The following is a 26,750-nucleotide window of genomic DNA, read 5'->3' as shown; positions in this document are numbered from 1 at the left end:
GCAGGGGAGACAGGGGAGCCTCCCGGGGGAGGACGGTGTGGAGGGCCTCCTCCAGGCGGCGGAAGGACGCCGCCGTGTCCGAGGCGGTGCAGATAAACACCACATGGCGCTGGTCGGCCATCTCGGGGTAGACGCCCAGGTCCTCCAGGGCGGCCTTGACCCCGAAGCCCCCGTTGCACGACACCACCAGCCGGGTGGGGTCCAGCACCAGGCCGTCCCGGGGATTGAGGGCGTGGAAGGTGCTGCGGAGGGCGTGGACCGCATCCGCGGTCTCCTTCAGCCGCGTGACGCCCTCGGTCTCCATCCAGGCCCGGGCGGCGTCCAGGGCGGCCATCATGGGGTAGGAGGGGGAGGAGCTGCCGTACAGGGACCCGGCCCGGCACAGCTCCTCCAGCGGGAAGCCGTTACTCAGCAGCAGGGCCGACTGGCCCGGAGCGGGGAGGGTCTTGTGGGCCGAGACCACCAGCAGGTCGGCGGCGGAGTGGCTGAGATCCCCCAGGAAGGGCAGGTGCGCGCCGTGGGCGCTGTCCACCACCAGCTTGGCCCCATGTGCATGGCACACCGCGGCAATGGCGGGAATATCTGATTGCACTCCGTAATATGTTGGGGAGGTGATACAGACTGTTTTGATCTCCGGGGAGTTTTCCAGCTCCTTTTCCACATCCTGTGGAGAAATGGGGCCGGCGATGGCCTCCTCCTCCAGCCAGGGGCGGTAGAGGTAGTGGGGGGTCAGATCCAGCAGAGCCAGGGCGTTGAAGGCCGAGCGGTGGCACCCCCGGTCCAGCAGGACGGCGTCCCCCGGGCGGCAGGTGAGGGTGAGGGCGGAGAGCACGCCCTGGGTGGAGCCGCCGGTGAGGAAGAGGCAGGCGTCCATGTGGAAGGCCTCCGCCCACAGCGCCTCAGCGGCCCGGATGGGGCCGTCGGCCTCGAAGAGGTTGCCGGTGGGGGGGAGCTCAGTGAAGTCCAGGGCGGCGGCGGCGGAGAGCTCGGGGAGCGGGAGGCCCGTGCCCTTGTGGCCGGGCATGTGCATGCGCAGGGGCTGGGTGGCGGCGAAGGCGCGGAGCGCGTCGCAGAGGGGAGTACGGGACATAAGAAAACCTCCGAAAAAGCGCGCCCCGCGGAGTGCGGGGCGCGCTGTACTGGACTGGATGAATGGTTAGGGCAGATAGTTCAGGGGGTTGACCAGGCTGCCGTTCACATGGACCTCGAAGTGGCAGTGGGTGCCGGTGGAGCGTCCGGTGGAGCCGGCCTTGGCGATGGTCTGGCCCTTGTACACCTTGTCCCCCACGGAGACCAGCAGGCTGGAGTTGTGGGCGTAGTAGGTGACATAGCCATTGCCGTGGTTGATGACCACCAGCTGGCCGTAGGTGCCGTTCCAGCCGGCGAAGGTGACGGTGCCGCCGTCGGCCGCAGAGATGCCGGTGCCGTAGGAGCAGGCGATGTCAATGCCGCGGTGGAGGCTGTAAGAGCCGAAGATGGAGCGGTAGCCGTAGTAGGAGGTGATGTTGCCGTACACCGGCCACTGCAGGGAGCCGGTGGCGATCCAGGAGGGCTTCTCCTTGGTGCCCACGGCCACCACCTTCTCGGTGGGCTGGGTGAGGACGGTGGTCTCGGTGACCTCCCGGGCGGTCTCATGGCCGTTGAGGTAGGTCACATCGGCAGTCACCTGCTGGGTGCCTTCAGAACCGGCGGAGAGGACCTTGGTGTCCCCCACGTACATGGAGCTGTCCTCCACCTCCCGCACGGGAGCGGCGATGGACTCGGTGTAGGTGACGTGATCCACGGTCTCCACGGACAGGAAGGGGATCTCCTCCTTGATGTTCAGCACCTGGCCGATCATCAGCTTGTTCACATCCACACCGGGGTTGAGGGCTTCCAGCTCCCGCATGGTCATGCCGTTGTCCAGAGCCAGGGCCATGAAGGTGTCGCCGGCCTGGACCTCATATGTAGTCTCCCCGTTGGTGTTGGAGGTGAGGGTGGCCGCCATGGCGTCCAGATCCTGCTCCACATCGGAGGAGATGTACTGACGGGTGATGACCACGTTGTCGGTGAACTCCGCCGAGACGGTGTTTTCGTTGGTGTAGGAGGCCTTCACGGAGTCCAGCAGGTTCTGGATGTCAGACTCGTTCTCCGCGGCGCCCACCACCTGGCCGTTGACCAGGAGGACATAGCTCTTCATCACGTCGCCGATGCGGTCGAAGAGGGCGGGCTCCAGAGAGGAGGCGGCGGGGATCTCGCCGCGCTTGGTCAGGGTGAAGTCATAGGTGATCTCACCCTCCATCTGGTAGTCATAACCCAGAATGGCGGTGGCCCGGGTCTCCACCCGCTCCACGGTGGCCTCAAAGGACTCCTGAGAGGCCACGATGCCGATGGGCTCGCCGTCGATCGAGACCTGATAGCTGGGGGTGTATACCGTGGTGACCACCGAGGCCACGCCCAGCAGGGCGGCCACAGCCAGGAAAATCAGCGGGTTGAAGGAGCGGAAGGCGGCCAGCGCGTGGTCCACCCGGCGCACCAGGGGCACATGCTCCTGCATAAAACGCTCGGCCCGCTCCTCCGCGGCGGCACTCGCACGGCCGGGCAGCGTCAGCGCCTGGGCGAGTGCAGCGGGAGCAGCGAACGAACGGCGGCGCTCCTGCTTGGACTGATGTAAGATTTCGTCCATGGGAAGGACCTCCCCTTCTCTTGTTCCACCGGGTACCGGCCCGGCAATGATGACAGAAGTGTCACAAAGATTACAAATCGGTTACAAATGCTATCTTACACTTGATTGCGCCATAAGTCAACCCCCAATTGAAAAATAGGGTTCGATTGATGCCGGAAAAGTGCAAAAAAATCTTTCAGGCTTGGGGAAAAACGTCGTCTGGAGGGGTGTGTGCCCCGGTTTGACAGGGGGTGCGGACACTCTTATAATGAAGGAAAGACTGCAGCGAAGGAGGGGACGATACCGTGGAGCGGAGACGGATCTGGACCAAGCAGCACGTCCAGGTACTCAAAGAACTGGAGAAAACTGGGCGGTATACCGCCAGGCGTCGGTATGTGGAGCTGGAGAATGAGGACTGTGCCCCCATCGTGCTGGAGGCCTACGACTGGCTGGTGGGCCACGCCCCCAACCGAGGGCGGAAGCCCGCTGACGCGGAGTACCCGGTGTGGGCCTCCCTGGCCCGGGACACCGCCATGCTGCTGGAGCCCGGGCGGGTGCTGCTGGAGCTGGAGGTGGATCCGGAGGAGCTGGCCCTCATCCACGTGGGGAAGTGGGGCATGATCCTCAATTACTCCTATATCCCCGCCGACGAGGCGGACGCGGCCCGGCACAAGAAGCTCCTGGCCGACTACCGGGTCAGCGATGTGACGGCCTATATGAGCCAGTTTTACCCCGCCATCAAGCGGGAGATCGTGGCCAGCTGGGACCGGCTCTTCGACGAGCGGATACAGCTGGGGGGCAGCCATCAATACGGGATCATTTGGGAGCTGAGAAAAGAATGGATCATGGACGTGATACAGTAACGCTCTACTCGCCCCAGAGCGACGCGGTGCTCCGGGTGTTGGAGCGGGACGGGGTGTGCTTTTCCCGGGCGGAGTACGTCCGGCGCAAGTACGGGGAGAGCGCGCCCATTTTCCTCACTGCCTACGGGTGGTATGTGTCCCAGGCGGCGGCGCTGGTGCCCCCGCCGGAGGGGGCGGAGTATCCCTACTGGGCCTTTTTGAATGGCCGGGACCTGGATCCCTCCGCGGGTGGGCGGGTGCTCACTCTGGAGGTGCCCCGGGACCAGGCGGTGTTTTTCGACCTCCTGGACTGGAACCGCATTTTGCAATTGCGCTTCATGGGGGAGGAGAAGGAGGAGAAGCAGTTCCGCCGGGAGCTGGAGCTCCGGGGGTTGGATACCCAGAAGGTGATGCTCAGCGCCTTCTATCCCGAGTGGAAGGCGCAGGTTTTCAAGAGCTGGGAGCGGCTCTTCCGCTGGCACAGCGCCATCCGGGACGGGGAGGAGAACCCGGTGGAGAGCGTTCAGGTGGGGCTCTGGTGCATCCGGCGGGAGTGGGTGGTCTCCGGGCTGTGAAAGAAGCCCTGACAGGGTCAGGGGGGATTTGCCCTCGCCGGGCGGGCGTCCTGCGCGGACAGCGCCCGATTTCTTTTCGCGGAAAAGAAACCGGGGAAAGAAAAGGCGGAGAGGGGAACTTCTCGTTCCCCTCTCCACTCCCCTCCAAAAGGGCGGCCTTTTATGGGGCCGCCCCATATTGGCAGGGTACAACGCTTTCCTCATAGGCACCAGGCTTGGAATTGGCCACGCCATGCTTTGGAAATACCGCCGCAGCAGAATGAAGGCCGGGATGCGCTTTGGGGGAGTCCAGAGGGGGGTATCCCCCCTCTGGGCTTTCTTTTCCACCGCTTTCTTTGCAAAGAAAGCGGTGCTCCCGCCGAGCAGGCGGCCCGTCCGGCGAGGACAGAAGCCCCCACAGCTCTGAGCTGTGCCGACAAAAAAGCGCCCGTGGAGTTCCACGGGCGCTTTTACTATGCCTGCTCTTATTCGGCAGTCTCTTCTTCCTTCTTGGTGCAGACGATGTTCAGCTCGTCCAGCTGCTTGGGCTCCACGAAGGAGGGAGCGCCCATCATCAGGTCCTGGGCGTTCTTGTTCATGGGGAAGGGGATGATCTCCCGGATGGAGTCCTCGCCGGCCAGCAGCATGACCATGCGGTCCACGCCGGGGGCGATACCCGCGTGGGGGGGCGCACCGTAGGTGAAGGCGTTGTACATAGCGGGGAACTTGGCCTTCACGTCGTCCTCACCCAGCCGCACCAGCTGGAAGGCCTCGATCATGATCTCGGGGTCGTGGTTCCGCACGGCGCCGGAGGACAGCTCCACGCCGTTACACACCAGGTCGTACTGGAAGGCGGTGATGGTCAGGGGGTCCACCTCGCCGGCGGCCGCCTTCTTCAGGATCTCCAGGCCGCCGTTGGGCATGGAGAAGGGGTTGTGGCAGAACTCCAGCTCGCCGGACTCCTCGCCGATCTCGTACATGGGGAAGTCCACGATCCAGCAGAACTCGTAGCGCTCCTTGTCGAAGTGCTGGGGAGCCAGAGCCACCGCCTGCTTGAGGAGCACACCGGCGGTCTTTTGGGCGGTGAGCTTCTTGCCGGCGGTCAGGCCCACGAAGGTGTTGGGCTCCAGACCCAGGGCGGAGACCACCTGGTCCTTGACGGGCTGGACGAACTTGGCGATGCCGCCCACGATCTCGCCCTTCTCATCCAGGCGGAACCAGTAGGCCTTTTGGCCGGACTGGACCTCCACGTCGGCGCAGAGCTTGTCGATCTGCTTGCGGGTGGCGGTGAAGCCGGTGATGGGCACGGCCTTGACGGTGTTGCCCTCAAAGGGCCCGAAGCCGCAGCCGGCCAGCACGTCGGTGGCGTCCTTCACGGTCAGGTCGATGCGCAGGTCGGGTTTGTCGGTGCCGTAGGTCTCCATGGCGTCCAGGTAGGAGATGCGGCGGAAGGGGGCGGAGGAGGCGATGTTGTAAGTGCCGTACTTGGCGAAGATGGGAGGCAGCACGTCCTCCAGCACGGCGAACACGTCGTCCTGGTCGGCAAAGGCCATCTCCATGTCCAGCTGGTAGAACTCACCGGGGGAGCGGTCGCCGCGGGCGTCCTCGTCCCGGAAGCAGGGGGCGATCTGGAAGTACTTGTCGAAGCCGGAGGCCATCAGCAGCTGCTTGAACTGCTGGGGAGCCTGGGGCAGGGCGTAGAACTTACCAGGATGCTTCCGGCTGGGCACCAGATAGTCACGGGCGCCCTCGGGGGAAGAGGCAGTCAGGATGGGGGTAGTGATCTCCATGAAGCCGTGGTCGATCATGGCGGCGCGGAGGGCGGCCACCACGTTGGAGCGCAGGATGATGTTGTTCTTGACCTCGGGGTTGCGCAGATCCAGATAGCGGTACTTCAGGCGGGCGGTCTCGTCGGCCTCCCGGCTGCGGTTGATCTGGAAGGGCAGCTCGTTGTGGCGGCAGCGGCCCAGCACCTTGATGGCGGTGGGCACCACCTCGATGTCGCCGGTGGGCAGCTTGGGGTTCTTGGAATCGCGCTCCCGCACCACGCCGGTGACCTGGATGGTGGACTCCTTGTTGAGGGGCTTGATGATGCCCATCATTTCCTCGTTCTCGATGACCACCTGGGTGGTGCCATAGAAGTCGCGCAGCACCACAAAGGCGAAGTTCTGGCCCACCTCGCGGACGTTCTCCAGGAAGCCCGCCAGGGTGACGGTCTGGCCCACATGCTCCATGCGGAGCTCGCCGCAGGAGTGGGTGCGGTGGGAATTACGCACGTTATCCATCGTAAATCAACTCCAATTTGTAATATAGTTTATAGAGATAACAAATAGTTGCGAAAAATCAGGCCTGAGGCTCCCGGATGGGAGTGCCCGCGCTGCGCTGGGCCAGGCCCGCGCGGATGCGCTCGATGGCCTCGTCCACGGTCTGGGTGAGCTGCTCACCGGAGGCCATGTCCTTCACGGCGGCCTTGCCCTCCTTCACCTCGTCGTCGCCCAGGAAGATGACGTAGGGGATGCCCAGCTTGTCGGCGTAGCCGATCTTCTGCTTGAACTTCTTGTTCTCAGTGTAGAGCTGGGTGCGGATGCCCGCCTCCCGCAGGGTGGTGGCCAAGGCAATGGCGGGGGAGAGGTCGGCGGTCATGGGCAGCACCAGCACGTCGGCGGGAGAAGTGAGCAGGTCGTCGTTCAGGTACTTCTGATCCTCCAGCACGAAGAACAGCCGGGTCAGGCCGATGGAGATGCCCACGCCGGGGAGCTGCTTGTTGGTATAATACTCGGCCAGGTTGTCATAGCGGCCGCCGGAGCAGATGGAGCCGATCTCCGGGTGGTCCAGCATGGCGGTCTCGTAGACGGTGCCGGTGTAGTAGTCCAGGCCACGGGCGATGGTCAGGTCCACCTTGTAGTTTTCCGCGGGGACGCCAAAGGCAGACATATAATTCACCACGGTGGAAAGCTCCTCCACACCCTGGTCAAAGAGCTCGTTCTGGCCCTTCAGGGCGGCGAGGGCGCCCATGGGGTCGTTGGTGGAGAGGAGCTCCAGCAGCTGGTCGGCGGTGGCGGCGGGGACGGAGAACTCGTTCACCAGCAGCTCCTTCACCTTCTCGGGGCCGATCTTCTCCAGCTTGTCGATGGTGCGCATGACATCGCCGGCCTGCTCCTTGAGGCCCAGCAGGTCAAAGAGGCCGTTCAGGACCTTGCGGTTGTTCACCCGGATCTGGAAGCGCTTCAGGCCCAGAGCGGTGAAGGTCTTGTAGATGATGGAGGGGATCTCCGCCTCGTTGATGATGTCCAGGGAGCCGTCGCCGATGACGTCGATGTCGGCCTGGTAGAACTCGCGGAAGCGGCCGCGCTGGGCGCGCTCGCCCCGGTAGACCTTGCCGATCTGGAAGCGGCGGAAGGGGAAGGTCAGGTCGCCGGTGTGGAGGGCCACGTACTTGGCCAGAGGCACGGTCAGGTCAAAGCGCAGGGACAGGTCGGTGTCGCCCTTGGTGAAGCGGTAGATCTGCTTCTCGGTCTCGCCGCCGCCCTTGGCCAGCAGCACCTCGCTGGCCTCGATGGCCGGGGTGTCCAGGGGGGTGAAGCCGTAGAGGGAATAGGTCTTGCGCAGGGTCTCCACCATCCGGTCGAACTGGACCTGCCGCGCGGGCAGCAGCTCCATGAAGCCGGACAGGGTGCGGGGTTTGATGCGATCCATGGTGATCTCTCCTTTGTGGAAGGATATGGGAATATGAAGCGATGCCCGGCAATCGGGCGGGTTTTTGCCCTCGCCGGGCGGGCGTCCTGCCCGGACGGGGCACCGCTTTCTTTGCAAAGAAAGCGGTGGGAAAGAAAGCCCAGAGGGGGGATACTACCCCTCTGGACTCCCCCAAGGCACACCCCGGCTTGTGTTCTGCTGCGGAGGTATTTCCTTGCCCTGGCAGAACAAAAACCAGGCCTGGTGCCTATGAGGAAAGCGTTGTACCTCGGCAATATGGGGCGGCCCCCAAAAGGCCGCCCTTTTGGAGGGGAGTGGAGAGGGGAACGAGAAGTTCCCCTCTCCGCCTTTTCTTTCCCCGGTTTCTTTTCGCGAAAAGAAATCGGGTCCCCGCCGGATAGGCGGCCCGTCCGGCGAGGACAAACCTCCGGGCTATCCCGGAGCAAAGATTGCTGGGGACAAAAAAACGCTTTCGTCCCACTGAGTATGGGACGAAAGCGTTTGCTTCCGTGGTGCCACCCATGTTCGGCGCGGTATGCGCCCTCGGACCTTCTGTTGCGGGAAGGGGACCGCGCCCGTCTCCGGGCCCGCTGGTAGAGCTGTCTCCCGTGTTCCTTGCCGTAAGCGCGCTTTCAGCCCAAGGGCGCGCCTCTCTGTCCGGCGGTGTCCGCGGTACCTGCCCCGTCGTGGCGGTGCTGTTTTAGATAGTATCCCAAAGGGGGCGAAAAGTCAACCGGAAAAGGGACCAAATCAGGCCGTAAAAGGCTTGGTTTTGGGGTTGATGATGTCACGCCAATCCAGATCGCCCCGCTCCAGGCCATGAATGAGCATTTCAGCCGTGCCCACGTTGGTGGCGTAGGGGATATTATAGGTGTCGCACAGGCGGGTGATGTAGCTCAGGTCCTTGTCCATCTCTTCGCTCTGGGGATCGGAGAAGAAGAGTACCATGTCGATCTCGTTGTAGGCGATGCGGGCGCCGATCTGCTGGCTGCCGCCGTGCTCGTGGGACAGGAACAGATTGACGTGCAGGCCGGTGGCCTCCGCCACCATTTTGCCGGTGGTGTTGGTGGCACAGAGCACATGCTTGGACAGGATACCGCAGTAGGCGATGCAGAACTGCACCATCAGTTCCTTCTTGCGGTCGTGGCTCATGAGGGCGATATTCATAAAGACAAAACTCCTCTCTCGGTTGAGTGGCGCAGGGGATGGGGATGCTTCACCGCAGGCGCATCAGGGGCACGCGCTGCCCCTCCAGACGGCGGGCGATGTTCAGATAGGCTCGGGCGGCGCCGTACCGGGCCATGAGGATCAGCGGCTCGCCCCGGTTGGCGGCCAGCATGACCTGCGGGTCCTCCGGCACGATGCCCAGCAGAGGCAGTCCCGCGGTGTCCATGGCGTCGTCGATGGTGGTGTGCAGCTGCCGCAGCAGCTTGGGCTGGACGCGGTTGACCACCAGGTGGATGTGTTCCAGACTGCGGGTCAGCTCGCCCACCGTGCGCTGGGCGTCCCGCAGAGCGGAGGCGTCGGTGGTGGAGACCACGATGGCCCGGTCCGCCCCGCACACCGACATGCGGAAGCCGCCCCCCAGTCCGGCGGGGGCGTCCATGAGCACATAGTCGTATTGGGCCTTGGCCCGGGTCAGGAAATTCCGCAGCCCCTCCTCGGTGATGAGGTCCCGGGGCATGGTCAGCGGCGCGGTGAGCAGATACAGGCCCTGGATCACCGGATGGGGCACCGCGGCTTTTTCCAGCGTCGTCCGTCCGGAGAGGACGTCGGTAAAGTCCATCAGGGCCCGGTCGCTCATACCCAGGGTCAGATCCAGGTTGCGCAGGCCCACATCCATGTCCACGCACAGGACCCGCCGGCCCAGTGCCGCCAGACAGGAGGCTACTCCGCCGGTCAGTGAGGTTTTTCCTGTGCCTCCCTTGCCGGAAGTGATGGCGATTGCTGTTGACATAGCTGCCTCCCTAACTGCTGTCAGTCTACTTTATCACGGATTTGGAAGAATTACAATGGTAAAAAAGTATACTTTTGTGCAAAGTATAAAAAATGATGGAGTTTAGGCCCGGAAAATTCAGCCACGGTTCACAAGTGGAGATTTCTGGATCTTGGTCCATCTTCTGGGGTACCCCTTGGGGGTGGGCCGGACCTTTTCCACCGTCACCACGCGGTGGGTGACCTCTGTGCCGGGGATGGTGTAATCGCTGTGGGGACGCAGCACGCCGCCCAGCAGCCGCAGGCCGCTCTCGGCGCGCTGCAGCTCCTCGCCGCAGTCCACGCTCTTCATGGACAGGAAGCGGCCGCCCACCTTCACATAGGGGAGGCACAGCTCCCCCAGCAGCTCCAGCGAGGCCACGGCCCGGGCGGTGGCCAGGTCGAAGCTGTCCCGCCAGCCGGGCTGGAGGGCCTGTTCCTCGGCCCGGGCGTGGCAGGTGCTCACACCGGTGAGGCCCAGGGTGGACGCCACCTCGCCCAGCCAGTCCAGGCGCTTGTTGAGGCTGTCCAGCAGCACCACCTCCAGAGAGGGGACCAGGATCTTCAGCACCATGCCCGGGAAGCCCGCGCCGGTGCCCACGTCGATGAGGCGCTTGCCGGAAAATTCGGCGTACTTCAGCAGGGCGGCGCAGTCCAGCATGTGGAGCTTCACCACCTGGTCGGGATCGGTGATGGCGGTCAGGTTCATGACCTGATTTTTCACCAGCAGCAGCCGGCCATACTCGGCCAGCTGCTCCGGCGCCTGGGCCGGGACCTGCTCCAGCAGGCCCAGGTCGGCCAGACCCGTGCGAATGGCTTGTTCCATATTAACCTCCCAGAGCGGCGACCAGGGACATCACCCCGGTGACCAGATTGACGGCGCAGGCCACGGCGGCCAGCACGCCCAGGATCAGCAGCGGCAGCTTTTTGATCTCCCGCCAGCGCAGGAAGCACACCGCCGCCAGCCCGCCGCAGGCGGGGAAGAGGAGGATGCCGGGGATGTTGTGGATGGGCTCCCCGGTGGCCATATTGTAGGTGGTGAGCAGGACCAGGATGACCATGTACACAATGCCCATCCAGGCCAGCGCCCGCTTCACCGGTGAGGCGGGGGTATAGGAAGGCTTCTGCTCCCCGGAGTTGGGGGAGGGGGTAGGGTGATCACTCATCCGTTCTTCTCCTTCAGCAGGTCGCGGATCTCGGTGAGGAGCAGGACCTCCTCCGAGGGCTTGGGGGGCGCGGAGGGCGCCTGCTCCTTCTTGCGGTGGATGGTGTTGATGGCCTTTACCACACAGAACAGGGCAAAGGCGGTGATGAGGAAGCTGAGCACCGTATCCAGGAAGCTGCCGATCTTCACCGGACCCAGGGTCAGGGTGGAGAGGGACAGCCCGCTGGGCGTCAGCAGCCCCAGCAGGGGCATGAGCAGGTCATTGGCCAGGGAGTCGGCAATGGACTTGAAGGCGGCGCCGATGATGACACCCACCGCCAGGTCCATCACATTGCCCCGGGCAATGAACTTGCGGTACTCGGCGAAAAAGCCGGTGGTTTTCTGTTTCAGGGACATGGTTTCCTCGTTTCTACGGCCCACGGGGCGGCGGTGACCCGTCGCCCCGTAAGACCTTTGTATGATTTACTTCTTGGTGGGCACCAGCAGCTCCTTGCCGCCCATGTAGGGCTGGAGCACCTTGGGCACCTTCACGGTGCCGTCGGCCTGGAGGTTGTTCTCCAGCAGGGCGATGAGCATGCGGGGAGGCGCCACGCAGGTGTTGTTCAGGGTGTGGGCCAGGTAGATCTTGCCGTCCTCGCCGCGGTAGCGGATCTTCAGGCGGCGGGCCTGGGCGTCGCCCAGGTTGGAGCAGGAGCAGACCTCGAAGTACTTCTGCTGACGGGGGCTCCAGGCCTCGATGTCGCAGGACTTCACCTTCAGGTCAGCCAGGTCGCCGGAGCAGCACTCCAGCTGGCGCACGGGGATGTCGAAGTTGCGGAAGAGCTCCACGGAGTAGCGCCACAGCTTCTCGTACCAGTCCTTGGACTCCTCGGGCTTACAAACCACGATCATCTCCTGCTTCTCGAACTGGTGGATGCGGTACACGCCGCGCTCCTCGATGCCGTGGGAGCCCTTCTCCTTGCGGAAGCAGGGGGAGTAGGAGGTGAGGGTCTGGGGCAGCTTCTCGTTGGGGATGATCTGGTCAATGAAGCGGCCGATCATGGAGTGCTCGCTGGTGCCGATGAGGTAGAGGTCCTCACCCTCGATCTTGTACATCATGCCGTCCATGTCGGTCTGGGACATGACGCCCTCCACCACGTTGCCGTGGATCATGAAGGGGGGGATGCAGTAGGTGAAGCCCTTGTCGATCATGAAGTCGCGGCCGTAGGCCAGCACGGCCTCATGCAGGCGGGCGATGTCGCCCAGCAGGTAGTAGAAGCCGGAGCCGGAGACACGGCCGGCGGCGTCCAGGTCGATGCCGTCAAAGGAGTCCATGATGTCGGTGTGGTAGGGGATGGGGTAGTCGGGCACCACGGGCTCGCCGAAGCGCTGGACCTCCACGTTGGCGGAGTCGTCGGGGCCGATGGGCACGGAGGGGTCGATGATCTGGGGGATGACCAGCATGATCTTGCGGATCTCCTCGGCCAGCTCGGTCTCCCGGTTCTCCAGGTAGGCCAGGCGGTCGGCGTCGGCCTTGACCTCGGCCTTCAGGGCCTCAGCCTCAGCCAGCTTGGAGGGGTCCTTCTTGGCCTGGCCCATCAGCATGCCCACCTGCTTGCTCTTGGTGTTGCGGGCGGTGCGCAGGTCCTGGGCCTCCTGGATGGTGGCGCGGTTCTCGGTGTCCAGCTCCAGCACCTTGTCCACCAGGGGCAGCTTCTCGTCCTGGAACTTCTTCTTGATGTTCTCCTTAACAGCCTCGGGGTTCTCGCGGATAAAACGGATATCCAGCATGGTATTGCACCTCTTACATTGAATTATAGTGAAATAGCACGGCGGGGGGTTAGCCCAGCCACTCGATGAGATTCAGCCAGGCCTCCAGAGGGTTGTAGACCTCCAGCCAGGCGGCGTCGGTATTCTGCTCCACATAGGTGCGGAGGGTGGCCTCCACCTGGGCGGCGTCGATGGACGCCAGATAGGTGCGGCAGGCGGTGTACTGGCCCTGGTTGTAGAGCCCGCGCAGGTGGTTCAGGCTGTCCAGCGCATTCACCAGCGCCTCGCTGGTGTTGAGCTGCTCCTGGATCTGGGTGGCCTGACTTTGGGCCTGCTCCAGCTGCGCCTGGAGGTCGGCCACCTGCTCCTTCAGGTCCTCGTTCTCCTGGAGCATGTTGTCCAGGGACTGGACGGCGGAGTTGGAGGACTGCTGCAGGTCGCTGTACGCCTCCCGGCTGGCCCGCTGCTGCATGAAGTAGGACAGGAGGAGCAGCAGGAAGGCCGCGGCGAAGAGGATCACCAGATAGATGAGGACGGAATTTTTCTTACCGGGTGCGGCGTGCTCGGCCTCGTGCTGGAGGGCGCTGCGCTGGTGCTGTTCGGAATCGTGGCTCACGGTTGTGCTCCCTTCTCACCGGAGGGCAGGTGCTCCAACGTCTCCAGCAGGAGATTCAGATCCTCGGTGTTGTAGTATTCCAATTCAATTTTACCCTTCTTTTTGCCGTTGACAATGGTGACCTTCCGGCCGAAGCGGTCGGACAGGTCCTTTTCCGCCGAGCGCAGGTAAATGGAGTAGTCGGGCTCCGGGCTGGGCTGGAGCTCCTCCTCAGCCTCCTCCAGGTGCTGGGCGAAGCGCTTGGCCAGAGCCTCGGTCTGCCGGACGGAGAGCCCGTCGTGGACCACCTTCTGGGCCAGCTTCTTCTGAGGATCTCCGGTGGGGGCGGCCAGGATGGCCCGGGCGTGGCCGGCGGAGAGCTTGCCCTCCTCCAGCAGCTGCCGCACCGCGTCGGGCAGGGCCAGCAGCCGCAGGGCGTTGGTCACGGCGGGGCGGGACTTGCCCACCCGCTGGGCCACCTCCTCCTGGGTGAGGCCATACTCGTCCAGGAGCACCTGGTAGCCCGCGGCCTCTTCCACGGGATTCAGGTCCTCCCGCTGGAGGTTCTCGATGAGGGCCAGCTCCATGACGGTGCGGTCGTCGGCCTCGATGATGACGGCGGGGACCTCCGGCAGGCCGGCCAGCTTGGCGGCCCGCCAGCGGCGCTCGCCGGCGATGATCTGGTAATAGCCGGAGGAGAGCCGCCGCACGGTGAGGGGCTGGATGATGCCGTGGGTGCGGATGGAGTCGGCCAGGTCGGCCAGACTCTCCTCGTCGAAGCGCTTGCGGGGCTGCTTCAGGCCGGGCTGCACCTCGGAGATGGGGAGGGACAGGGAGCCGCCCTCCTGACTCTGGAGCGCGTCGTCCCCCAGCAGCGCGCTGAGACCGCGGCCCAGGCCCCGGTCCTTGTTGGATGCCATAGACTCAGTCCTTTCTGGTTGGTGTCACGCCGTTCTGCTCCAGGAACTCCCGGGCCAGGGCCTCGTAGGCCTCGGCGCCCCGGGACAGACTGTCATAGGCCATCACCGGCTTCCCGTGGCTGGGCGCCTCGGAGAGGCGGACGTTGCGGGGGATGACGGTGGCGTAGACCTGGCCGGGGAAGTGGCGCTTGACCTCCTCGGCGACCTGGAGGGAGAGATTTGTCCGACCGTCGTACATGGTCAGGATGACCCCCTCCATAGAGATGTGGGGGTTCAGGGACCGTTTGACGATGCGCACCGTGGAGAGAAGATCGGACAGGCCCTCCAGGGCGTAGTACTCACACTGGACCGGCACCAGGATGGACTGGGCGGCGCACAGCGCGTTGAGGGTGAGCAGCTCCAGAGAGGGCGGACAGTCGATGAAGATGAAGTCGTAGTTCCCCTCCACCTTGGCCAGGGCGTCCCGCAGCCGGTACTCCCGGTGGTCCAGACCGATCATCTCGATGGTGGCGCCGGCCAGCGCCTTGTTGGAGGGCACCACGTCGGCATAGGGGGTGGAGACGATGGCCTTGGCGATGTCGGCGTCGTTGATGAGCACGTCATAGATGTTGGGGGAGGAGGACACCTTGTCCACGCCGAAGCCGGAGGTGGTGTTGGCCTGGGGGTCGAAGTCACAGACCAGGACCCGGCTGCCCAGCATTTGCAGCGCGGCAGCCAGATTGACACAGCTGGTGGTCTTGCCCACGCCGCCCTTCTGATTGACGATCGCGATGGTTTTTGCCATGATGTACCTACCTTCTTCCGCCTTCCGACCGGCCCGGGGAATGCCGGTTCGGAGGGGTCGCGCGGCTCCTGCCGCACCTTTTTTGCTTCTTTTGGTTGCTGCAACGCTTTTATTATAATGCCCCCGCTTTTGTAATTCAACTGAAATTCCAAAAAGAAGAAAGAAAACCCCGGCCGTTCCACGTTTCACGTGAAACAACCGGGGCGGCCGCGGGGGTGTGGAAGAAGGAACGCCTATGTTTCACGTGAAACACAGGATCAGGATTTTCTACTTTTTGGGATGCGAATGGTCAGCAGGATGGAGTCGTCGGTGTCCTTCCGGTCACAGTCGGCATCGACCCCGGCGCTCTTCATCATGGACAGGCCCTTGGTCACTGAGTTGAGAAAGAGGCGCACATCCTTTAATAGGAATACCGGCGAGTTGCGGCTGGGCTTCTCCGGCGGGTGGAGGAGGCTCTCCACATACTCCTCGGTCTTGGCCACGGTCAGGGCCTGGTCCACGATGACCTGGGCGGCCTGGCGCTGCTGCTCCTCGCTCTCCAGCCGCAGCAGGGCCCGGGCGTGGCGCTCGGTGAAGTGCCGCTCCCGCAGCAGGGCCAGCACGTCGGGGGGCAGCTTTAAGAGCCGCAGCTTGTTGGCTACCGCCGACTGGGACTTGCCGATGCGGCGGGCGGCCTCCTCCTGGGAGAGATCAAAGGTGCGGATCAGCTTGGCCAGGGCGGCGGCCTCCTCCACAAAGTCCAGATCCCGCCGCTGGAGGTTTTCAATGAGGGCCAGCAGGGACGAGGACTGGTCGTCAGCCTGGACCAGAATACAGGGAACCTCGGTGAGCCCCGCCAGCTTGGCCGCCCGCAGGCGGCGCTCGCCGGAGATGAGCTCATAGCCGCCGGGGATCTTCCGCACCGACAGGGGCTGTAAAATGCCGTACAGGCGGATGCTGGCCGCCAGTTCCTCCAGGCCGTCGGGACAAAAGGTGTGCCGGGGCTGGTTGGGGTTGGGGGTGATGGAGGTGATGGGGAGAAATAAGACGCGGGTGCTCTCGAAGAGCCCCTTCCTGCGCTGGAGTACCATGGGAGACCCTCCTGTCTGGGGTGGTTTGTCAACCATATTTTACCACAAACCCAGGCAAAGCTATGGGAAGGGTGTCGAGTGGGAAATATTTCCTCCCCGGCGGAGGCCGCCGGGGAGGGTGAGAATGGGTAATTTAGCTGTAAAGTAGAAAACCTTGTCGGATTTCACTCCACCGATTTCAGGGACTCCACCATGTCGATGCGCTTCAGACTGCGCCGGGCGGTCAGGTTCACCAGCAGGGAGAACAGGATGGTCAGCAGCGCCGCCCAGGCGTAGGCTGTGGGGTGGATGGTGCGGCCGAACATGAGCATGTCGATCTCCACCGTCAGGATGAGCCACCGGTGGAGGAGGCGGCCCAGCACCATGCCCACCAGCACGCCGAAGAAGGTGAGGAACACGTTCTCCCGGAACACATACGCGGAAAGCTCGCCCTCGTAGAAGCCCAGCACTTTCAGCGTGGCCAGCTCCCGCAGGCGCTCGGTGATGTTGATGTTGGTCAGGTTGAAAAGCACCACGAAGGCCAGGGCGGCGGCACAGACGATGATGAGCACCACCGCATAGTCCACGCTCTCCATGCTCTTGGTAAAGGTGTCCCGGGTGTCCTGGATGCGGGAGACGCTGGTCACCCCGGAGAGGGAGATCAGGGCGGAAGAGACCTGGTCGGCGGTCTCCTGGCTGGTGTCGGCATAGCGGGCCAGATAGTAGTTGACCTCCGGCGTTTCCCCGAACAGGGCCTCATAACAGGTGTCGGACAGGTACATGTAGTGCATCAGGTATTGCTCGGTAATCGCGGTGACGGTGACCTCCACCCGCCGGTCCCCGTCCAGGGTGATGGTGTCCCCGGCGGAGACGCCCAGAAGTTTGGCCAGCTTCTCGGTCAGAATGATACCGTCGTCGCTTGGGGTGATGGCCTTACCGCTGACCCGGTCCCGCAGGTGGACGAAGGAGGAGAACTCCTCCCAGTCGGAGACCACGAAGAGGGTGGCGTCCACGCTCTGCCGGTCGCTGACGGCGGCCAGGGAGGCCTGATGGACGGGCAGCCAGGCATCCACGCCGCTCTGCCGGTCCAGCTCCCGCTCGATCTCGGTCCGCTCATCGGCGGTCACGTCGTCCACCAGGCCTACATCCACACTGTAGGTGAAGATCTCGTCGTACTGTTTATCCAGCACGTCGAAGATGGAGCCCCGCAGGCCGAAGGCCGCCAGAATGAGGGCGGTACAGCCGCCGATGCCGATGACCGTCATCCAGAAGCGGCGCTGGTAGCGGAACAGGTTCCGCAGCGTCACCTTATAGGTGAAGGACAGCCGGGACCACAGGGGGGTGATGCGCTCCAGCAGCACCCGCTTGCCCGCCGGAGGGGCCTTGGGCCGCATGAGGGCGGCGGGGGTGGCGGAGAGGGTGGAGAAGGTGGCCCCGATGGCCGCGCCGGTGACACAGAAGGCCGCCGCGCCCACCGCAAAGAGGCACACCAGGGGAGAGGGCACCAGAATCAGCTCCCCCACGGTGTAGAGGATCTTCCAGGCGTTGAAAATAATCCAGGGAATGAGGGTGCAGCCCACGGCCAGACCCAGCAGGCCGCCGGTGAGGGAGGCGGAGAGGCCGTAGCCCACGTATTTCAGCGAAATGGCCCACTTGCTGTAACCCAGGGCCTTTTTGCCGCCGATCTCCACCCGCTGCTCCTCCACCATGCGGGTCATGGTGGTCAGGCACACCAGCGCCGCCACCAGGAAGAAAATGAGGGGGAACACCGAGGCCAGATTGCCCATCCGCTCGGCATCCTGCTGGAAGGAGACATAGCCCAGATTGGTGTTGCGGCCCAGGATGTACCACTCACAGTTCTCGATGTCCGCCACTTCCCGGCGGGCGTCGTTGAGCTCCCGGCGGGCGTCGGAGAGTTTTTCCTCGGCCTCGGCCTTGCCATCCTCATACTCCTGCAAGCCGTCGGCGTACTCGGTCTCGCCGTCCAGGAGCTCCTGATAGGCGTCGCGGAGCTCGGCTTCGCCGTCCAGCAGCTCCTGCTCGGCGTCGTTCAGCTCGGCCTCGGCCTCGGCGACCATTTCAGGCAGGTCCGCTTTGGCCTGCTCCAGGTCGGCCACGCCCTGGTAGTACTCGGCCCAGCCGTCATCCAGCTCCTTGCGGCCATCGGCGTATTCCGCCTCGCCGTCCACAAGCTCCTGATAGCCGTCCTCCAGCTCGGCAAGGCCGTCCTCCAGCTCTTTTCGGGCGTCCTCCAGCTCAGCCCAGGCGTCGTCCAGTTCCTTGCGGCCGTCGTAGAGCTGGGCCCAGCCCTCGTCCAGCTGGACCTTGGCGTCACTCAACTCCTGGCCGCCCTGGATGGCCTGCTCGGTGGCCTCGTCAAACTCCTTCTTGGCCTCCTGGTACTGCCGCAGGCCGTCCTCGTACTGCCAGCGGCCCCACTGGAGTTGGGAGGCCGCGCTGTCCAGCTGGGCCTGCCCGTCGGCAATGGCGTCGCCGGTGGTCTGGAGGGCGGCCGCCACGCCGTAATAGGCGCTGGTGAGGGCGGTGGCCTGGGCCATGATGGCCTCCTGCCCGGTGAGGGAGCCCAGCAGCGCCGCCCCGTCTGCGGGGAGGGCATTCAGCAGGGCGGTGAGCTGGGAGGCGTCCTGCCCCGCGCTCTCCGCCGAGGTGATGAGGGCGGAGAGAAGGGAGGAGAGGGGTGCAATATAGGTGGTATGGAAGGTGTCGGCGGCGGTGGGGTCGGCCATGGCCTCCATGGCCAGCTGGCCCAGGGCCATCCCCACCTGGGTTCCGGTGCTTTCCGGGGAGTCCCCCAGGAGGTTCCCGGCGGTCCAGGCGGCGGTGACCCCCTGGAAGGCGGCGGTGAGCTGCTGATACCCTGCCAGCTGCTGGTCCAGCTGGGCCTGCCCGGCGGAGAGGGCCTGACTTCCGGCAAAGAGCTGCTCCAGGGCGTCGTCCAGTTCCTTCTTGGCGTCCATCAGCTGCTGTCCGCCGTCGGCCAGCTCCTGAAGGCCCTCCTGGTACTCTTTCAGGCCCTCCTCGTACTCCCGCTGGGACTCGGTGAGGGTGTCCACGTTCTCATTGTAGGTCTCCTCGCCGTCCAGCAGTTCCCGGTAGCCGTTTTCGTACTCCAAAACGCCGTTTTCATACTCGGATTTGCCGGACTGATAGTCCGCCCAGCCGTCGTCCAGCTCCTTCCGGGCGTCGGCCAGTTCCACCTCGCCGTCCTCCAGCTCTTTGAGGGCGTCGGGGAGCTCCGCCTCGGCGTCCGCGATCTGCTGCTCGGCGTCGGCGGTCTCGGTGCGCAAGGTCTCCCAGCCGTCCCGCCACTCGGCCCAGCCGTCGGAGAGCTCCATCTGGCCGTCGTTCCAGTCCCGCCAGCCGTCGTCCAGCTCCCGCCGGGCGTCCTTCAGCTCCTGCTCGGCGTCGGAGAGCTCCTGCTCCGCCTCGGTCTCGGCGTCGGCCAGTTCCTGCTCGGCATCGGCCAGCTTCTCATTGGCCTCGTCGATGACGTCGTCGTACCGCAGGGCGGCCCGCTCGTCCCCCAGAGGCTCCAGCGCATCAATGAGGGCGTCGGCGCGGTCCTCATACTCGTCCTCGTAGCACAGCAGGTCCTCCAGCCCCTCGCCCCGCAGGTAGGCGTCGGTGTAGGTCTCCATGTCGAAGGCCTCCTCCGGCAGGAGGACGAAGGCGCTCACCTTGCCCGAGCCCAGCGAGGAGGAGCCCCGCTGCACCGAGACATAGAGGGGGGAGTCGGCGGTGCCCACGATGGTGAAGGAGTCATAGGCCAGGGCGTCCTCATAATCCCCGGTGCCGGTGTCGAAGGACACCGTATCCCCCAGCGAGAGGCCGGTGAGGGTGAGGAACTGGGGCTCCACCAGGCACTCGTCTGCCCGCTCCGGCATGCGGCCCTCCCGCAGCTTGGGGGCGTTGATGCCCGCCTTGGAGAGGGAGTGGAGTTTTAAGATCAGGTCGTTGTCGGTCTGGTGGAGGATGGCGTCCACGGTGTAGGCCCCTTCGGCCAGCTCCACGCCGGGTTGTTCGGCCAGGACCGCCACGTCCTCGTCGGTGAGGCCCAGGGTGGACACCAAGCGCACGTCCATCAGATCCAGTTCGTCAAAATACGCGTCCGCGGTGTAGGTCATGTCGGGGGCGGTGGTGCGCAGACCCGCCAGAAAGGCCACCGCCAGCGCCGAGAGGACCAGCAGGGAGAGAAAACGGTTCTTGGTGTGCCGCACCTCCCGCACCGCGTCGGTGAGCAAGCGGCTCTTTACCATTCGATCTCCTCCACCGGGGTGGGGTGGGCGTTGTGCTCCACCCGGTCCACCCGGCCGTTCTTGATGTGGATGACCTGGTCGGCCATGGGGGTGATGGCGGTGTTGTGGGTGATGACCACCACCGTCATGCCCTGCTGGCGGCAGGTGTCCTGTAAGAGTTTCAGAATCGACTTGCCCGTCACATAGTCCAGCGCGCCGGTGGGCTCGTCGCACAGGAGCAGCCGGGGATTTTTCGCCAGCGCCCGGGCGATGGCCACCCGCTGCTGCTCACCGCCGGAGAGCTGGGCGGGGAAGTTGTTCAGCCGCTCCCCCAGCCCCACATGGCGCAGCACGTCCTTGGCGTCCAGGGGGTGTTTGCAGATCTGGGCGGCCAGCTCCACGTTTTCCAGGGCGGTCAGGTTCTGCACCAGGTTGTAGAACTGGAACACGAAGCCGATGTCATACCTGCGATAGGTGGTCAGCTGCTTGGCGTTGTAGGAGCTGACCTCCTTGCCGTCCACCAGGATGGTGCCCCCGTCGCTCTGGTCCATGCCGCCCAGGATGTTCAGCACCGTGGTCTTGCCCGCGCCGGAGGGGCCCACGATGACGGCAAATTCCCCTTTTTCAATGTCAAAGCTGATCTGGTCCACGGCGGTGATGGTGACCTCGCCCATCTGGTACCGCTTGACCACGTCCCGCAGAGAAATATAGGCCATACAAAACCTCCTGTTCATTAAGAAACAGGTGTTGAAAATCGTTTCTGATTCTATTATAGTGGAATCAGACCGGGCTTCAAGGAGCAATCTGCCGCCGGAACGTCGAAAAACAGACATCATAACACTGAGGTGTCGGATAATGGACAGAAATCAGAAAAGAGATGAAAAACTCCAGGACCGCCGGGTGCGCCGCACCCGGGCCCAGCTGCGGGAGGCCTTCACCGCCCTCCTGCGGGAGAAGCCGGTGGACGAGATCACCGTCCGGGAGCTCACCGACCTGGCCGACGTGAACCGGGGGACCTTTTACGGCCACTACCGGGATATCTACGACCTGCTGGAACAGATGGAGGGGGAGGCGCTGGGGGAGTTCGCCGCCCTCATGGACCGCTACTCCAGCTCGGACCTGCGGGGCGGGCTGCTGCCCATCCTGACGGACGTGTTTCACTTTGTGGAGAAGCACGGCGGCCTCTGTGCCGCGCTGCTCTCCCGCCGGGGGGACAACCTCTTTTTCCAGCAGCTCAGCACCCTCATCGACCGGAAGTGCCTGGGGGAGTGGCAGGAGCTCTACTGCTTTGCCGGGGAGGAGCAGCGGGCATACTGCATGGACTTCCTGGTGGCCGGGGCGGTGGAGCTGGTGCGGGGCTGGGTGACCCGGGGCTTTGCCGAGCCGGCGGAGGACATGGCCGCCCTCACCGAGCGCCTCATCCTCCGCGGGATGAGCACCTTTGCCGCAGAACGATAAAAAGCGAAACCGGACGCCTGCTCCTGACGTCCGGTTTCGCTTTTTTAGGAAAGAGGATACAATGAAATGAAAAGAAACTGTCTCTTGCAAGGATTATGATACCCGAGAGTTGTTAACAAACCAAGCCAAACCTGTTACAAGAGTTTTAAATTTATCCACCGGCGGGGGACATTTGGTGGACAAACGGAAGCGGGCGACGCTGTGCGCCGCCCGCTCCGCTGAGAATTGGAGGATAGAATGAAAAAGAAGACTTGACTCTTACAGGGGATATCATATCAGCGGGTTGTTACAAAATATCGCATGAGATGTTACGATTTCGTGAATTTTACCCTTTGCGCCGCTTCTCCCGCAAAGCCTGGAAAAACTGTTGGAGGAGAGCGGCGCTTTCCCCCTCCAGAAGCCCGCTGTGGACAACCGGGTGGTGGTTGAAGGGCTGACCGAACAGGTCCAGCACCGAGCCGCAGCACCCCGCCTTGGGGTCGGCCGCGCCGTACCACACCTCCGGGATGCGGGCGTTGATGATGCCCCCGGCGCACATGGGGCAGGGCTCCAGGGTGACATAGAGGGTGGCCTTGTGGAGCCGCCAGCCCCCCAAAACCGCGTTGGCCTGGGCGATGGCCTCCAGCTCCGCGTGGGCCAGGGCCCGCTTGTCCTGTTCCCGCCGGTTGCGCCCCCGGCCGACCACCCGGCCGTCCTCCCAGACGATGACGCAGCCCACCGGCACCTCGCCCTCGGCCAGGGCCTCCCGGGCCAGGTCCAGCGCCTGTCTCATATACTCCTCATGGCTGAGCATGGCTCGCCCTCCTCTCTTGTGGGAATAAGCATACCCGCTTTTCCCGGTCCGCGCAAGACAAAACTGGCCGTTTCAGAAAAGGATAGCGCCGGGGCGATTATTATGCTATAATAAGACGGTATGAGACATTTGTGCGCCCGGCAGAGAGGGAGGATGCGGTATGGAGCTGTGGAAGGCCCTGGAACTGGACATGGAGCGCCACCGGGTGGTCACCCTGGTGGGCGGCGGCGGCAAGAGCAGCACCATGTACGCCCTGGCCCGGCAGGCCCGGGACGCGGGCAAGCGGGTGATCGTCACCACCAGCACCCACATCCTGCCCCACCCGAAGATCTTCCTCACCGACGACCCGGAGCCGGAGCACCTGAAGCGCTGCCTGGACGAGTACGGAGTCATCACCCTGGGCACCCTGGGCCGGGCGGATAAGCTGTGCGGCACCGGGGAGATCGGGGTGTGCAAGGGCCTGGCCGACGTGGTCCTCATCGAAGGGGACGGCGCCCGGGTGAAGCCCCTGAAAGTCCCCGCCGCCCACGAGCCGGTCATCCCGCCGGAGACCGACGCGGTAGTGGCGGTGGCGGGGCTGGACGCCCTGGGCCGTACCATCGGGGAGATCTGCCACCGGCCCGAGCAGGTGGCCGCTTTCCTGGGAAAAGACCTGGAGGACATCGTCACCGAGGAGGATATGGCCACCATTCTGGCAAGCCCTGCGGGCAGCCGCAAGGGCGTGGGGGCGGACATGGCCTTCCGGTGCCTGCTGAATAAAGCCGACACCCCGGCCCTCGTGGAACGGGGACAGGCGGTGGCCCGGCTGCTGGCTGGGCAGGACATCCATGCTCACATCCATCACTATACCGAAGAGGAACGGGGAGGACTATGCTGGTTTTGATCAAAGGCGCCGGGGACCTGGCCACGGGAGTGGCCGTCCGGCTGTTGCACGCGGGGTTCCGGCTGGTGATGACCGACATCGCCCAGCCCACGGCGGTGCGCCGCACCGTGGCCTTCTGTCAGTGCATTTATGATGGGACCACCCAGGTGGAGGGCATCACCGCCCGCCATGTGTCCACCACCCAGGAGGTGGAGGCGTGCTGGGAGCGGGGCGAGGTCCCCATCCTGGTGGACCCTGAGGCGGAGATTCGAAAAAAGTTCCACTTCGACGCCGAGGTGGACGCCATCCTGGCCAAGTACAATGTGAACACTAGGATGGATGACGCCCCCATCGTGGTGGCCCTGGGGCCCGGCTTCACCGCCGGAGTGGACTGCCACGCCGTGGTGGAGACCAAGCGGGGCCACTATCTGGGCCGGGTCATCACCGAAGGGAGTGCCATCCCCAACACCGGCGTGCCCGGCGACGTGGGGGGCTACTCCAAGGAGCGCATCATCCGCGCCTGCCGGGACGGCATCTTTGAGCCGGTGGCCGCCATCGGCGACACCGTGGCCAAGGGGGACATCGTGGCCCGGGTGGACGGAGAGCCGGTTTACAGCCAGATGCCCGGCATCGTGCGGGGCATGCTCCCCGCCGGGCTGAAGGTCAAGCGGGGGATGAAGTCGGGGGACATCGACGCCCGCTGTGAGCTGGACCACTGTTTTACGGTATCGGATAAGGCGCGGGCCATCGGCGGCGGGGTGCTGGAGGCCCTGCTGATGCTCCGGAACAAGAATTAAGGGAGACAGCCCCGGGAGCTGGAAGGCCGGGGGGAAAGGAAACGACATGGAACGACTGATCCTGTGCGGCGGGGGCCATGTGTCCCTGGAGGTGGCGTATATGGCCTGCCACCTGGAGTTTGAAGTGGTGGTCATTGACGACCGCCCGGAGTTTGCCAACGAGGAGCGCTTCCCCATGGCCCAGAAGGTGCTGTGCATGCCCTTCCTGGAGGCCCTGGACCAGTTGGGCAGCCGGGAGGACGACTACTATGTCATCCTCACCCGGGGCCACGCCTTTGACGGGGTATGTCTGGCCAAGGTGCTGGAGGGGGATTATGCCTATGTGGGCATGATCGGCAGTAAGATCAAAGTGGCCGCCGTGATGAAGCACATGAAGGAGCTGGGCTTCTCGGCCAATGTGCTGGCCGGTGTCCACTCGCCGGTGGGGCTCCAGATCGGGGCCCAGACCCCGGCGGAGATCGCCGTGTCCATCCTGGGCGAGGTCATCCAGGAGCGGGCCCGGAAGGGCCCCGGCACGCCTCCGCCCCCCAGCGAGGCGGGCGTGCTGTGTACCATCACCCGCAAGAGCGGCTCCGCCCCCCGGGGCGTGGGCACCTGGATGCTGGTGAAGCCCGACGGGTCCTGTGTGGGCACCATCGGCGGCGGCGCCGTGGAGTATCAGGCCAAGCTGGACGCCCTGGAGATGCTCCGCACCGGCCTCAAGACCGATCACAAGCTCTATGACCTCTCTCACGCCGCGGCCGAGCTGGGCATGGTGTGCGGCGGCAAGATCGAGGTGGACTTTGTCAACCGAAAGGAGCGGAAAGGATGAAAGAGATCCTGATGTTCGTGCAGGAGGGCTGCCCCCACTGCAAGCGGGCGCTCAAGTGGCACGAGGTGCTCACCGAGAAATTCCACCCGGAGTGGAAGGATGTGCCCATCCGCATGGTGGATGAGAATGTGGAAAAGGAGTACGCCGACTCCTTTGACTACTACTATGTGCCCACCTACTTCGTGGACGGCGTGAAGATCCACGAGGGGCCGGTCACCCAGCAGGACGTGGAAAAGGTGTTTGCCGCCGCAATGGCGGAGTGATTCTACCCGGCCGTGCCGGGGAGGATGTGTGCTCGCCGCACGGGCGTCCTGCGCGGACAGCGCCCCATTTCTTTTCGCGAAAAGAAATGGGGGAAAGAAAAGGCGGAGAGGGGAACTTCTCGTTCCCCTCTCCACTCCCCTCCAAAAGGGCGGCCTTTTTAGGGGGCCGCCCCATATTGGCAGGGTACAACGCTTTCCGGATAGGCGGAAAGCCCGGAATTGGCCACGCCGCACTTTGGAAATACCGCCGCAGCCGGATGAAAGCCGGGATGCGCTTTGGGGGAGTCCAGAGGGGGGTATCCCCCCTCTGGGCTTTCTTTCCCACCGCTTTCTTTGCAAAGAAAGCGGTGCTCCCGCCGAGTAGGCGGCCCGCGCGGCGAGCGCAAAAAGACCCCCCGGGGATTTCCCGGGGGGTTCTTTTAGGATTCAGTCCGTTGGTGGAAGGTGAGGGTCTGGCTGTCCTGCTCCAGGGTGAGCACGCCGTCCGCCCAGGTGGCGGAGAGGGTGTTGGAGCCGGAGGTCAGCAGGACCTGGCCGCTCTGCTCCTCCCACACGCCGGTCATGGAGCTGGTCTGTCCCTGGACCGTCATGTCCAGGGAAAAGGTGCCGTCCTCTTTCAGATCCAGGGTCACCGTATAGGAGCTCTGGCCGTCGCTGGTCTGTGGGAGCTGGTCCACCTCCAGCGTGGCGCCGTCCCGCAGGATGGTCTTGAGATCGTAGACCCCCACGGCGTGGTTTTTGCTGCTGCACCCGGCCAGGGCCAGCAGCAGGCACACGGCGGCCAGGAGCACGGCCGGGGGGCGGATGGATGGATGCTTCACAGGCGTCGTTCCTTTCGTCATCGGGGTGGCAGGTCCTCCGGGCAGTCCACATCCTCCAGCTCCCGGGGGGAACATGCCTCCACCAGAGTGAGCCGGTCCGGGTGGCGTTTGATCACCCGGCCGCCCCCCACGTCGCCGGTGAGGGCGAGGAGCTCCGGAAACAGGTCCGCGGGGAAGAGGACCGGATTGCCCCGCCGGCCCGCCCAGCTGAGGGCGTGGATGTTCTGCGGTGATTCCTCAAAGGAATGCAAAAGACGGAATATACTTTCCGTGGTCAGAAATGGCTGGTCGCACACGGCAAACAGGGCTCCGTCCAGCCCCTCCAGGGCGGCGGTCCCCAGTCGGACCGTGGCGGCGATGCCCTCCGCGGCGGCGGCGTTCCACACCGGGGCGAAGCCGTAGGCCGGGCCCGCCCGGAGCACCGGCTCGAAGCGGCTGACCACCACCCGCCGGGCAAAGGGGAGGGGGGAGAGGGCCGCCATGGCCCGGAGATAGAGAGGCTCGCCCTCCGCCTGGGCCAGCAGCTTGTTCCCACCGAAGCGCCGGCCAAAGCCCGAGGCCATCAGCACGCACCCCACCCGGAGCGGGGCGGCGGGGGAGACGGGACGGCACATGGCGGACACTCCTCTCATGGGGGATTGTCTTTTCATGATACCACAACGGTGGGAGAAATCAAGGCGAAGAAAAAGGGCGCGGGCGGAGAGCATGCTCTCCGCC

Annotated in this window: 26 protein-coding genes; 7 read left to right on the top strand and 19 right to left on the bottom strand. The window is 64.4% G+C overall.

Annotation, left to right across the window (positions count from 1 at the left end):
- Together B5G43_RS15635 and B5G43_RS15630 are read right to left on the bottom strand one after the other, a co-directional pair.
- Positions 1 to 1,090, bottom strand: a 1,090-nt coding sequence (locus B5G43_RS15635) for an aminotransferase class V-fold PLP-dependent enzyme (RefSeq protein WP_087262989.1), incomplete at its 3' end; no start/stop codon positions are given.
- Between the two features lie 66 nt (positions 1,091 to 1,156).
- Positions 1,157 to 2,665 carry a peptidoglycan DD-metalloendopeptidase family protein gene (locus tag B5G43_RS15630; RefSeq protein WP_087262988.1) on the bottom strand — a complete coding sequence of 503 codons (1,509 nt, stop codon included), beginning with the start codon at positions 2,663 to 2,665 and terminating at the stop codon, positions 1,157 to 1,159.
- Positions 2,666 to 2,949: 284 nt separating this feature from the next.
- Between B5G43_RS15630 and B5G43_RS15625 the strand changes: the two genes are divergently transcribed.
- Positions 2,950 to 3,507, top strand: coding sequence for a DUF3841 domain-containing protein (locus B5G43_RS15625; protein ID WP_087262986.1), 558 nt, complete (start codon positions 2,950 to 2,952; stop codon positions 3,505 to 3,507).
- Positions 3,483 to 4,061, top strand: a complete 579-nt coding sequence (locus tag B5G43_RS15620) for a DUF3841 domain-containing protein (RefSeq protein ID WP_087262984.1) — start codon at positions 3,483 to 3,485, stop codon at positions 4,059 to 4,061. The genes B5G43_RS15625 and B5G43_RS15620 overlap by 25 nt, the downstream gene beginning before the upstream one ends.
- 464 nt (positions 4,062 to 4,525) lie before the next feature.
- On the opposite strand, the gene aspS is transcribed toward B5G43_RS15620, so the two are convergent.
- The 14 genes from aspS to B5G43_RS15550 form a co-directional block, all read right to left on the bottom strand.
- Positions 4,526 to 6,325, bottom strand: a complete 1,800-nt coding sequence (gene aspS / locus B5G43_RS15615) for an aspartate--tRNA ligase (RefSeq protein ID WP_087262983.1) — start codon at positions 6,323 to 6,325, stop codon at positions 4,526 to 4,528.
- A 58-nt stretch (positions 6,326 to 6,383) separates the two neighbouring features.
- Positions 6,384 to 7,736, bottom strand: a complete 1,353-nt coding sequence (gene hisS, locus B5G43_RS15610) for a histidine--tRNA ligase (protein ID WP_087262981.1) — start codon at positions 7,734 to 7,736, stop codon at positions 6,384 to 6,386.
- 750 nt (positions 7,737 to 8,486) lie between these two features.
- Positions 8,487 to 8,903, bottom strand: a complete 417-nt coding sequence (locus B5G43_RS15605; protein ID WP_087262979.1) for a methylglyoxal synthase — start codon at positions 8,901 to 8,903, stop codon at positions 8,487 to 8,489.
- 49 nt (positions 8,904 to 8,952) lie between these two features.
- Positions 8,953 to 9,693 carry a septum site-determining protein MinD gene (gene minD, locus B5G43_RS15600; protein WP_087262976.1) on the bottom strand — a complete coding sequence of 247 codons (741 nt, stop codon included), beginning with the start codon at positions 9,691 to 9,693 and terminating at the stop codon, positions 8,953 to 8,955.
- 117 nt (positions 9,694 to 9,810) lie between these two features.
- Complete coding sequence (gene rsmG, locus B5G43_RS15595) at positions 9,811 to 10,536, bottom strand: 16S rRNA (guanine(527)-N(7))-methyltransferase RsmG (RefSeq protein ID WP_087262975.1); 726 nt, start codon at positions 10,534 to 10,536, stop codon at positions 9,811 to 9,813.
- A 1-nt stretch (position 10,537) separates the two neighbouring features.
- Positions 10,538 to 10,876 carry a hypothetical protein gene (locus B5G43_RS15590; protein ID WP_087262973.1) on the bottom strand — a complete coding sequence of 113 codons (339 nt, stop codon included), beginning with the start codon at positions 10,874 to 10,876 and terminating at the stop codon, positions 10,538 to 10,540.
- The gene (mscL, locus tag B5G43_RS15585; protein WP_087262971.1) at positions 10,873 to 11,271 is read right to left on the bottom strand and encodes a large conductance mechanosensitive channel protein MscL; all 399 of its coding nucleotides are present in this window, start codon (positions 11,269 to 11,271) and stop codon (positions 10,873 to 10,875) included. The genes B5G43_RS15590 and mscL overlap by 4 nt, the downstream gene beginning before the upstream one ends.
- A gap of 66 nt (positions 11,272 to 11,337) precedes the next feature.
- Entirely contained in the window at positions 11,338 to 12,645 is a 1,308-nt protein-coding gene (gene serS, locus B5G43_RS15580; protein ID WP_087262970.1) for a serine--tRNA ligase, read from the bottom strand.
- Positions 12,646 to 12,694: 49 nt separating this feature from the next.
- Positions 12,695 to 13,240 (bottom strand): hypothetical protein, encoded by a 546-nt coding sequence (locus tag B5G43_RS15575; RefSeq protein ID WP_087262968.1) that lies wholly within the window; start codon positions 13,238 to 13,240, stop codon positions 12,695 to 12,697.
- Positions 13,237 to 14,139, bottom strand: coding sequence for a ParB/RepB/Spo0J family partition protein (locus B5G43_RS15570; protein WP_087262967.1), 903 nt, complete (start codon positions 14,137 to 14,139; stop codon positions 13,237 to 13,239). Before B5G43_RS15570 ends, B5G43_RS15575 begins: the two co-directional genes overlap by 4 nt.
- A gap of 4 nt (positions 14,140 to 14,143) precedes the next feature.
- Positions 14,144 to 14,923 (bottom strand): ParA family protein, encoded by a 780-nt coding sequence (locus B5G43_RS15565; protein WP_087262965.1) that lies wholly within the window; start codon positions 14,921 to 14,923, stop codon positions 14,144 to 14,146.
- 257 nt (positions 14,924 to 15,180) lie between these two features.
- Positions 15,181 to 15,993 carry a ParB/RepB/Spo0J family partition protein gene (locus B5G43_RS15560; protein WP_087262963.1) on the bottom strand — a complete coding sequence of 271 codons (813 nt, stop codon included), beginning with the start codon at positions 15,991 to 15,993 and terminating at the stop codon, positions 15,181 to 15,183.
- A 164-nt stretch (positions 15,994 to 16,157) separates the two neighbouring features.
- Complete coding sequence (locus B5G43_RS15555; RefSeq protein WP_087262961.1) at positions 16,158 to 20,249, bottom strand: FtsX-like permease family protein; 4,092 nt, start codon at positions 20,247 to 20,249, stop codon at positions 16,158 to 16,160.
- The gene (locus tag B5G43_RS15550; protein ID WP_087262959.1) at positions 20,243 to 20,944 is read right to left on the bottom strand and encodes an ABC transporter ATP-binding protein; all 702 of its coding nucleotides are present in this window, start codon (positions 20,942 to 20,944) and stop codon (positions 20,243 to 20,245) included. Before B5G43_RS15550 ends, B5G43_RS15555 begins: the two co-directional genes overlap by 7 nt.
- Before the next feature lie 139 nt (positions 20,945 to 21,083).
- Between B5G43_RS15550 and B5G43_RS15545 the strand changes: the two genes are divergently transcribed.
- Entirely contained in the window at positions 21,084 to 21,686 is a 603-nt protein-coding gene (locus B5G43_RS15545) for a TetR/AcrR family transcriptional regulator (protein WP_087262957.1), read from the top strand.
- A gap of 325 nt (positions 21,687 to 22,011) precedes the next feature.
- Here B5G43_RS15545 and B5G43_RS15540 read toward each other — a convergent pair whose 3' ends face one another.
- Positions 22,012 to 22,479 (bottom strand): nucleoside deaminase, encoded by a 468-nt coding sequence (locus B5G43_RS15540; RefSeq protein WP_087262954.1) that lies wholly within the window; start codon positions 22,477 to 22,479, stop codon positions 22,012 to 22,014.
- Positions 22,480 to 22,639: 160 nt separating this feature from the next.
- On the opposite strand from B5G43_RS15540, the gene yqeC reads away from it, so the two are divergent.
- From yqeC to B5G43_RS15520, 4 genes are read left to right on the top strand one after another with little or no spacing between them, the layout of a single operon-like run.
- Positions 22,640 to 23,362 carry a selenium cofactor biosynthesis protein YqeC gene (gene yqeC, locus B5G43_RS15535; RefSeq protein ID WP_087262953.1) on the top strand — a complete coding sequence of 241 codons (723 nt, stop codon included), beginning with the start codon at positions 22,640 to 22,642 and terminating at the stop codon, positions 23,360 to 23,362.
- On the top strand, positions 23,350 to 24,138 hold the full coding sequence (gene yqeB / locus B5G43_RS15530) for a selenium-dependent molybdenum cofactor biosynthesis protein YqeB (RefSeq protein WP_087262951.1): 789 nt from the start codon (positions 23,350 to 23,352) through the stop codon (positions 24,136 to 24,138). Before yqeC ends, yqeB begins: the two co-directional genes overlap by 13 nt.
- 46 nt (positions 24,139 to 24,184) lie before the next feature.
- Positions 24,185 to 24,949 (top strand): XdhC/CoxI family protein, encoded by a 765-nt coding sequence (locus tag B5G43_RS15525; RefSeq protein ID WP_087262950.1) that lies wholly within the window; start codon positions 24,185 to 24,187, stop codon positions 24,947 to 24,949.
- Entirely contained in the window at positions 24,946 to 25,212 is a 267-nt protein-coding gene (locus B5G43_RS15520) for a thioredoxin family protein (protein ID WP_087262948.1), read from the top strand. Before B5G43_RS15525 ends, B5G43_RS15520 begins: the two co-directional genes overlap by 4 nt.
- Before the next feature lie 419 nt (positions 25,213 to 25,631).
- Here B5G43_RS15520 and B5G43_RS15515 read toward each other — a convergent pair whose 3' ends face one another.
- Complete coding sequence (locus B5G43_RS15515) at positions 25,632 to 26,033, bottom strand: hypothetical protein (protein ID WP_087262947.1); 402 nt, start codon at positions 26,031 to 26,033, stop codon at positions 25,632 to 25,634.
- A gap of 17 nt (positions 26,034 to 26,050) precedes the next feature.
- Complete coding sequence (locus tag B5G43_RS15510; RefSeq protein WP_242960632.1) at positions 26,051 to 26,665, bottom strand: nucleotidyltransferase family protein; 615 nt, start codon at positions 26,663 to 26,665, stop codon at positions 26,051 to 26,053.
- Positions 26,666 to 26,750 lie beyond the last annotated feature (85 nt).

This window comes from Flavonifractor sp. An92 (genome assembly GCF_002159175.1).
Taxonomy (GTDB): Bacteria; Bacillota; Clostridia; order Oscillospirales; family Oscillospiraceae; genus Pseudoflavonifractor_A.
This window is presented reverse-complemented; position numbering and strand designations above follow the sequence as displayed.

Bases quoted from the DNA above. Each gene is read 5' to 3' on its own strand.
- B5G43_RS15630 (WP_087262988.1), bottom strand. From the start codon at position 2,665: ATGGACGAAATCTTACATCAGTCCAAGCAGGAGCGCCGCCGTTCGTTC.
- B5G43_RS15620 (WP_087262984.1), top strand. From the start codon at position 3,483: ATGGATCATGGACGTGATACAGTAACGCTCTACTCGCCCCAGAGCGAC.
- aspS (WP_087262983.1), bottom strand. From the start codon at position 6,325: ATGGATAACGTGCGTAATTCCCACCGCACCCACTCCTGCGGCGAGCTC.
- hisS (WP_087262981.1), bottom strand. From the start codon at position 7,736: ATGGATCGCATCAAACCCCGCACCCTGTCCGGCTTCATGGAGCTGCTG.
- B5G43_RS15605 (WP_087262979.1), bottom strand. From the start codon at position 8,903: ATGAATATCGCCCTCATGAGCCACGACCGCAAGAAGGAACTGATGGTG.
- minD (WP_087262976.1), bottom strand. From the start codon at position 9,693: ATGTCAACAGCAATCGCCATCACTTCCGGCAAGGGAGGCACAGGAAAA.
- rsmG (WP_087262975.1), bottom strand. From the start codon at position 10,536: ATGGAACAAGCCATTCGCACGGGTCTGGCCGACCTGGGCCTGCTGGAG.
- B5G43_RS15590 (WP_087262973.1), bottom strand. From the start codon at position 10,876: ATGAGTGATCACCCTACCCCCTCCCCCAACTCCGGGGAGCAGAAGCCT.
- mscL (WP_087262971.1), bottom strand. From the start codon at position 11,271: ATGTCCCTGAAACAGAAAACCACCGGCTTTTTCGCCGAGTACCGCAAG.
- serS (WP_087262970.1), bottom strand. From the start codon at position 12,645: ATGCTGGATATCCGTTTTATCCGCGAGAACCCCGAGGCTGTTAAGGAG.
- B5G43_RS15570 (WP_087262967.1), bottom strand. From the start codon at position 14,139: ATGGCATCCAACAAGGACCGGGGCCTGGGCCGCGGTCTCAGCGCGCTG.
- B5G43_RS15565 (WP_087262965.1), bottom strand. From the start codon at position 14,923: ATGGCAAAAACCATCGCGATCGTCAATCAGAAGGGCGGCGTGGGCAAG.
- B5G43_RS15560 (WP_087262963.1), bottom strand. From the start codon at position 15,993: ATGGTACTCCAGCGCAGGAAGGGGCTCTTCGAGAGCACCCGCGTCTTA.
- B5G43_RS15555 (WP_087262961.1), bottom strand. From the start codon at position 20,249: ATGGTAAAGAGCCGCTTGCTCACCGACGCGGTGCGGGAGGTGCGGCAC.
- B5G43_RS15550 (WP_087262959.1), bottom strand. From the start codon at position 20,944: ATGGCCTATATTTCTCTGCGGGACGTGGTCAAGCGGTACCAGATGGGC.
- B5G43_RS15545 (WP_087262957.1), top strand. From the start codon at position 21,084: ATGGACAGAAATCAGAAAAGAGATGAAAAACTCCAGGACCGCCGGGTG.
- B5G43_RS15540 (WP_087262954.1), bottom strand. From the start codon at position 22,479: ATGCTCAGCCATGAGGAGTATATGAGACAGGCGCTGGACCTGGCCCGG.
- yqeC (WP_087262953.1), top strand. From the start codon at position 22,640: ATGGAGCTGTGGAAGGCCCTGGAACTGGACATGGAGCGCCACCGGGTG.
- yqeB (WP_087262951.1), top strand. From the start codon at position 23,350: ATGCTGGTTTTGATCAAAGGCGCCGGGGACCTGGCCACGGGAGTGGCC.
- B5G43_RS15525 (WP_087262950.1), top strand. From the start codon at position 24,185: ATGGAACGACTGATCCTGTGCGGCGGGGGCCATGTGTCCCTGGAGGTG.
- B5G43_RS15520 (WP_087262948.1), top strand. From the start codon at position 24,946: ATGAAAGAGATCCTGATGTTCGTGCAGGAGGGCTGCCCCCACTGCAAG.
- B5G43_RS15510 (WP_242960632.1), bottom strand. From the start codon at position 26,665: ATGAGAGGAGTGTCCGCCATGTGCCGTCCCGTCTCCCCCGCCGCCCCG.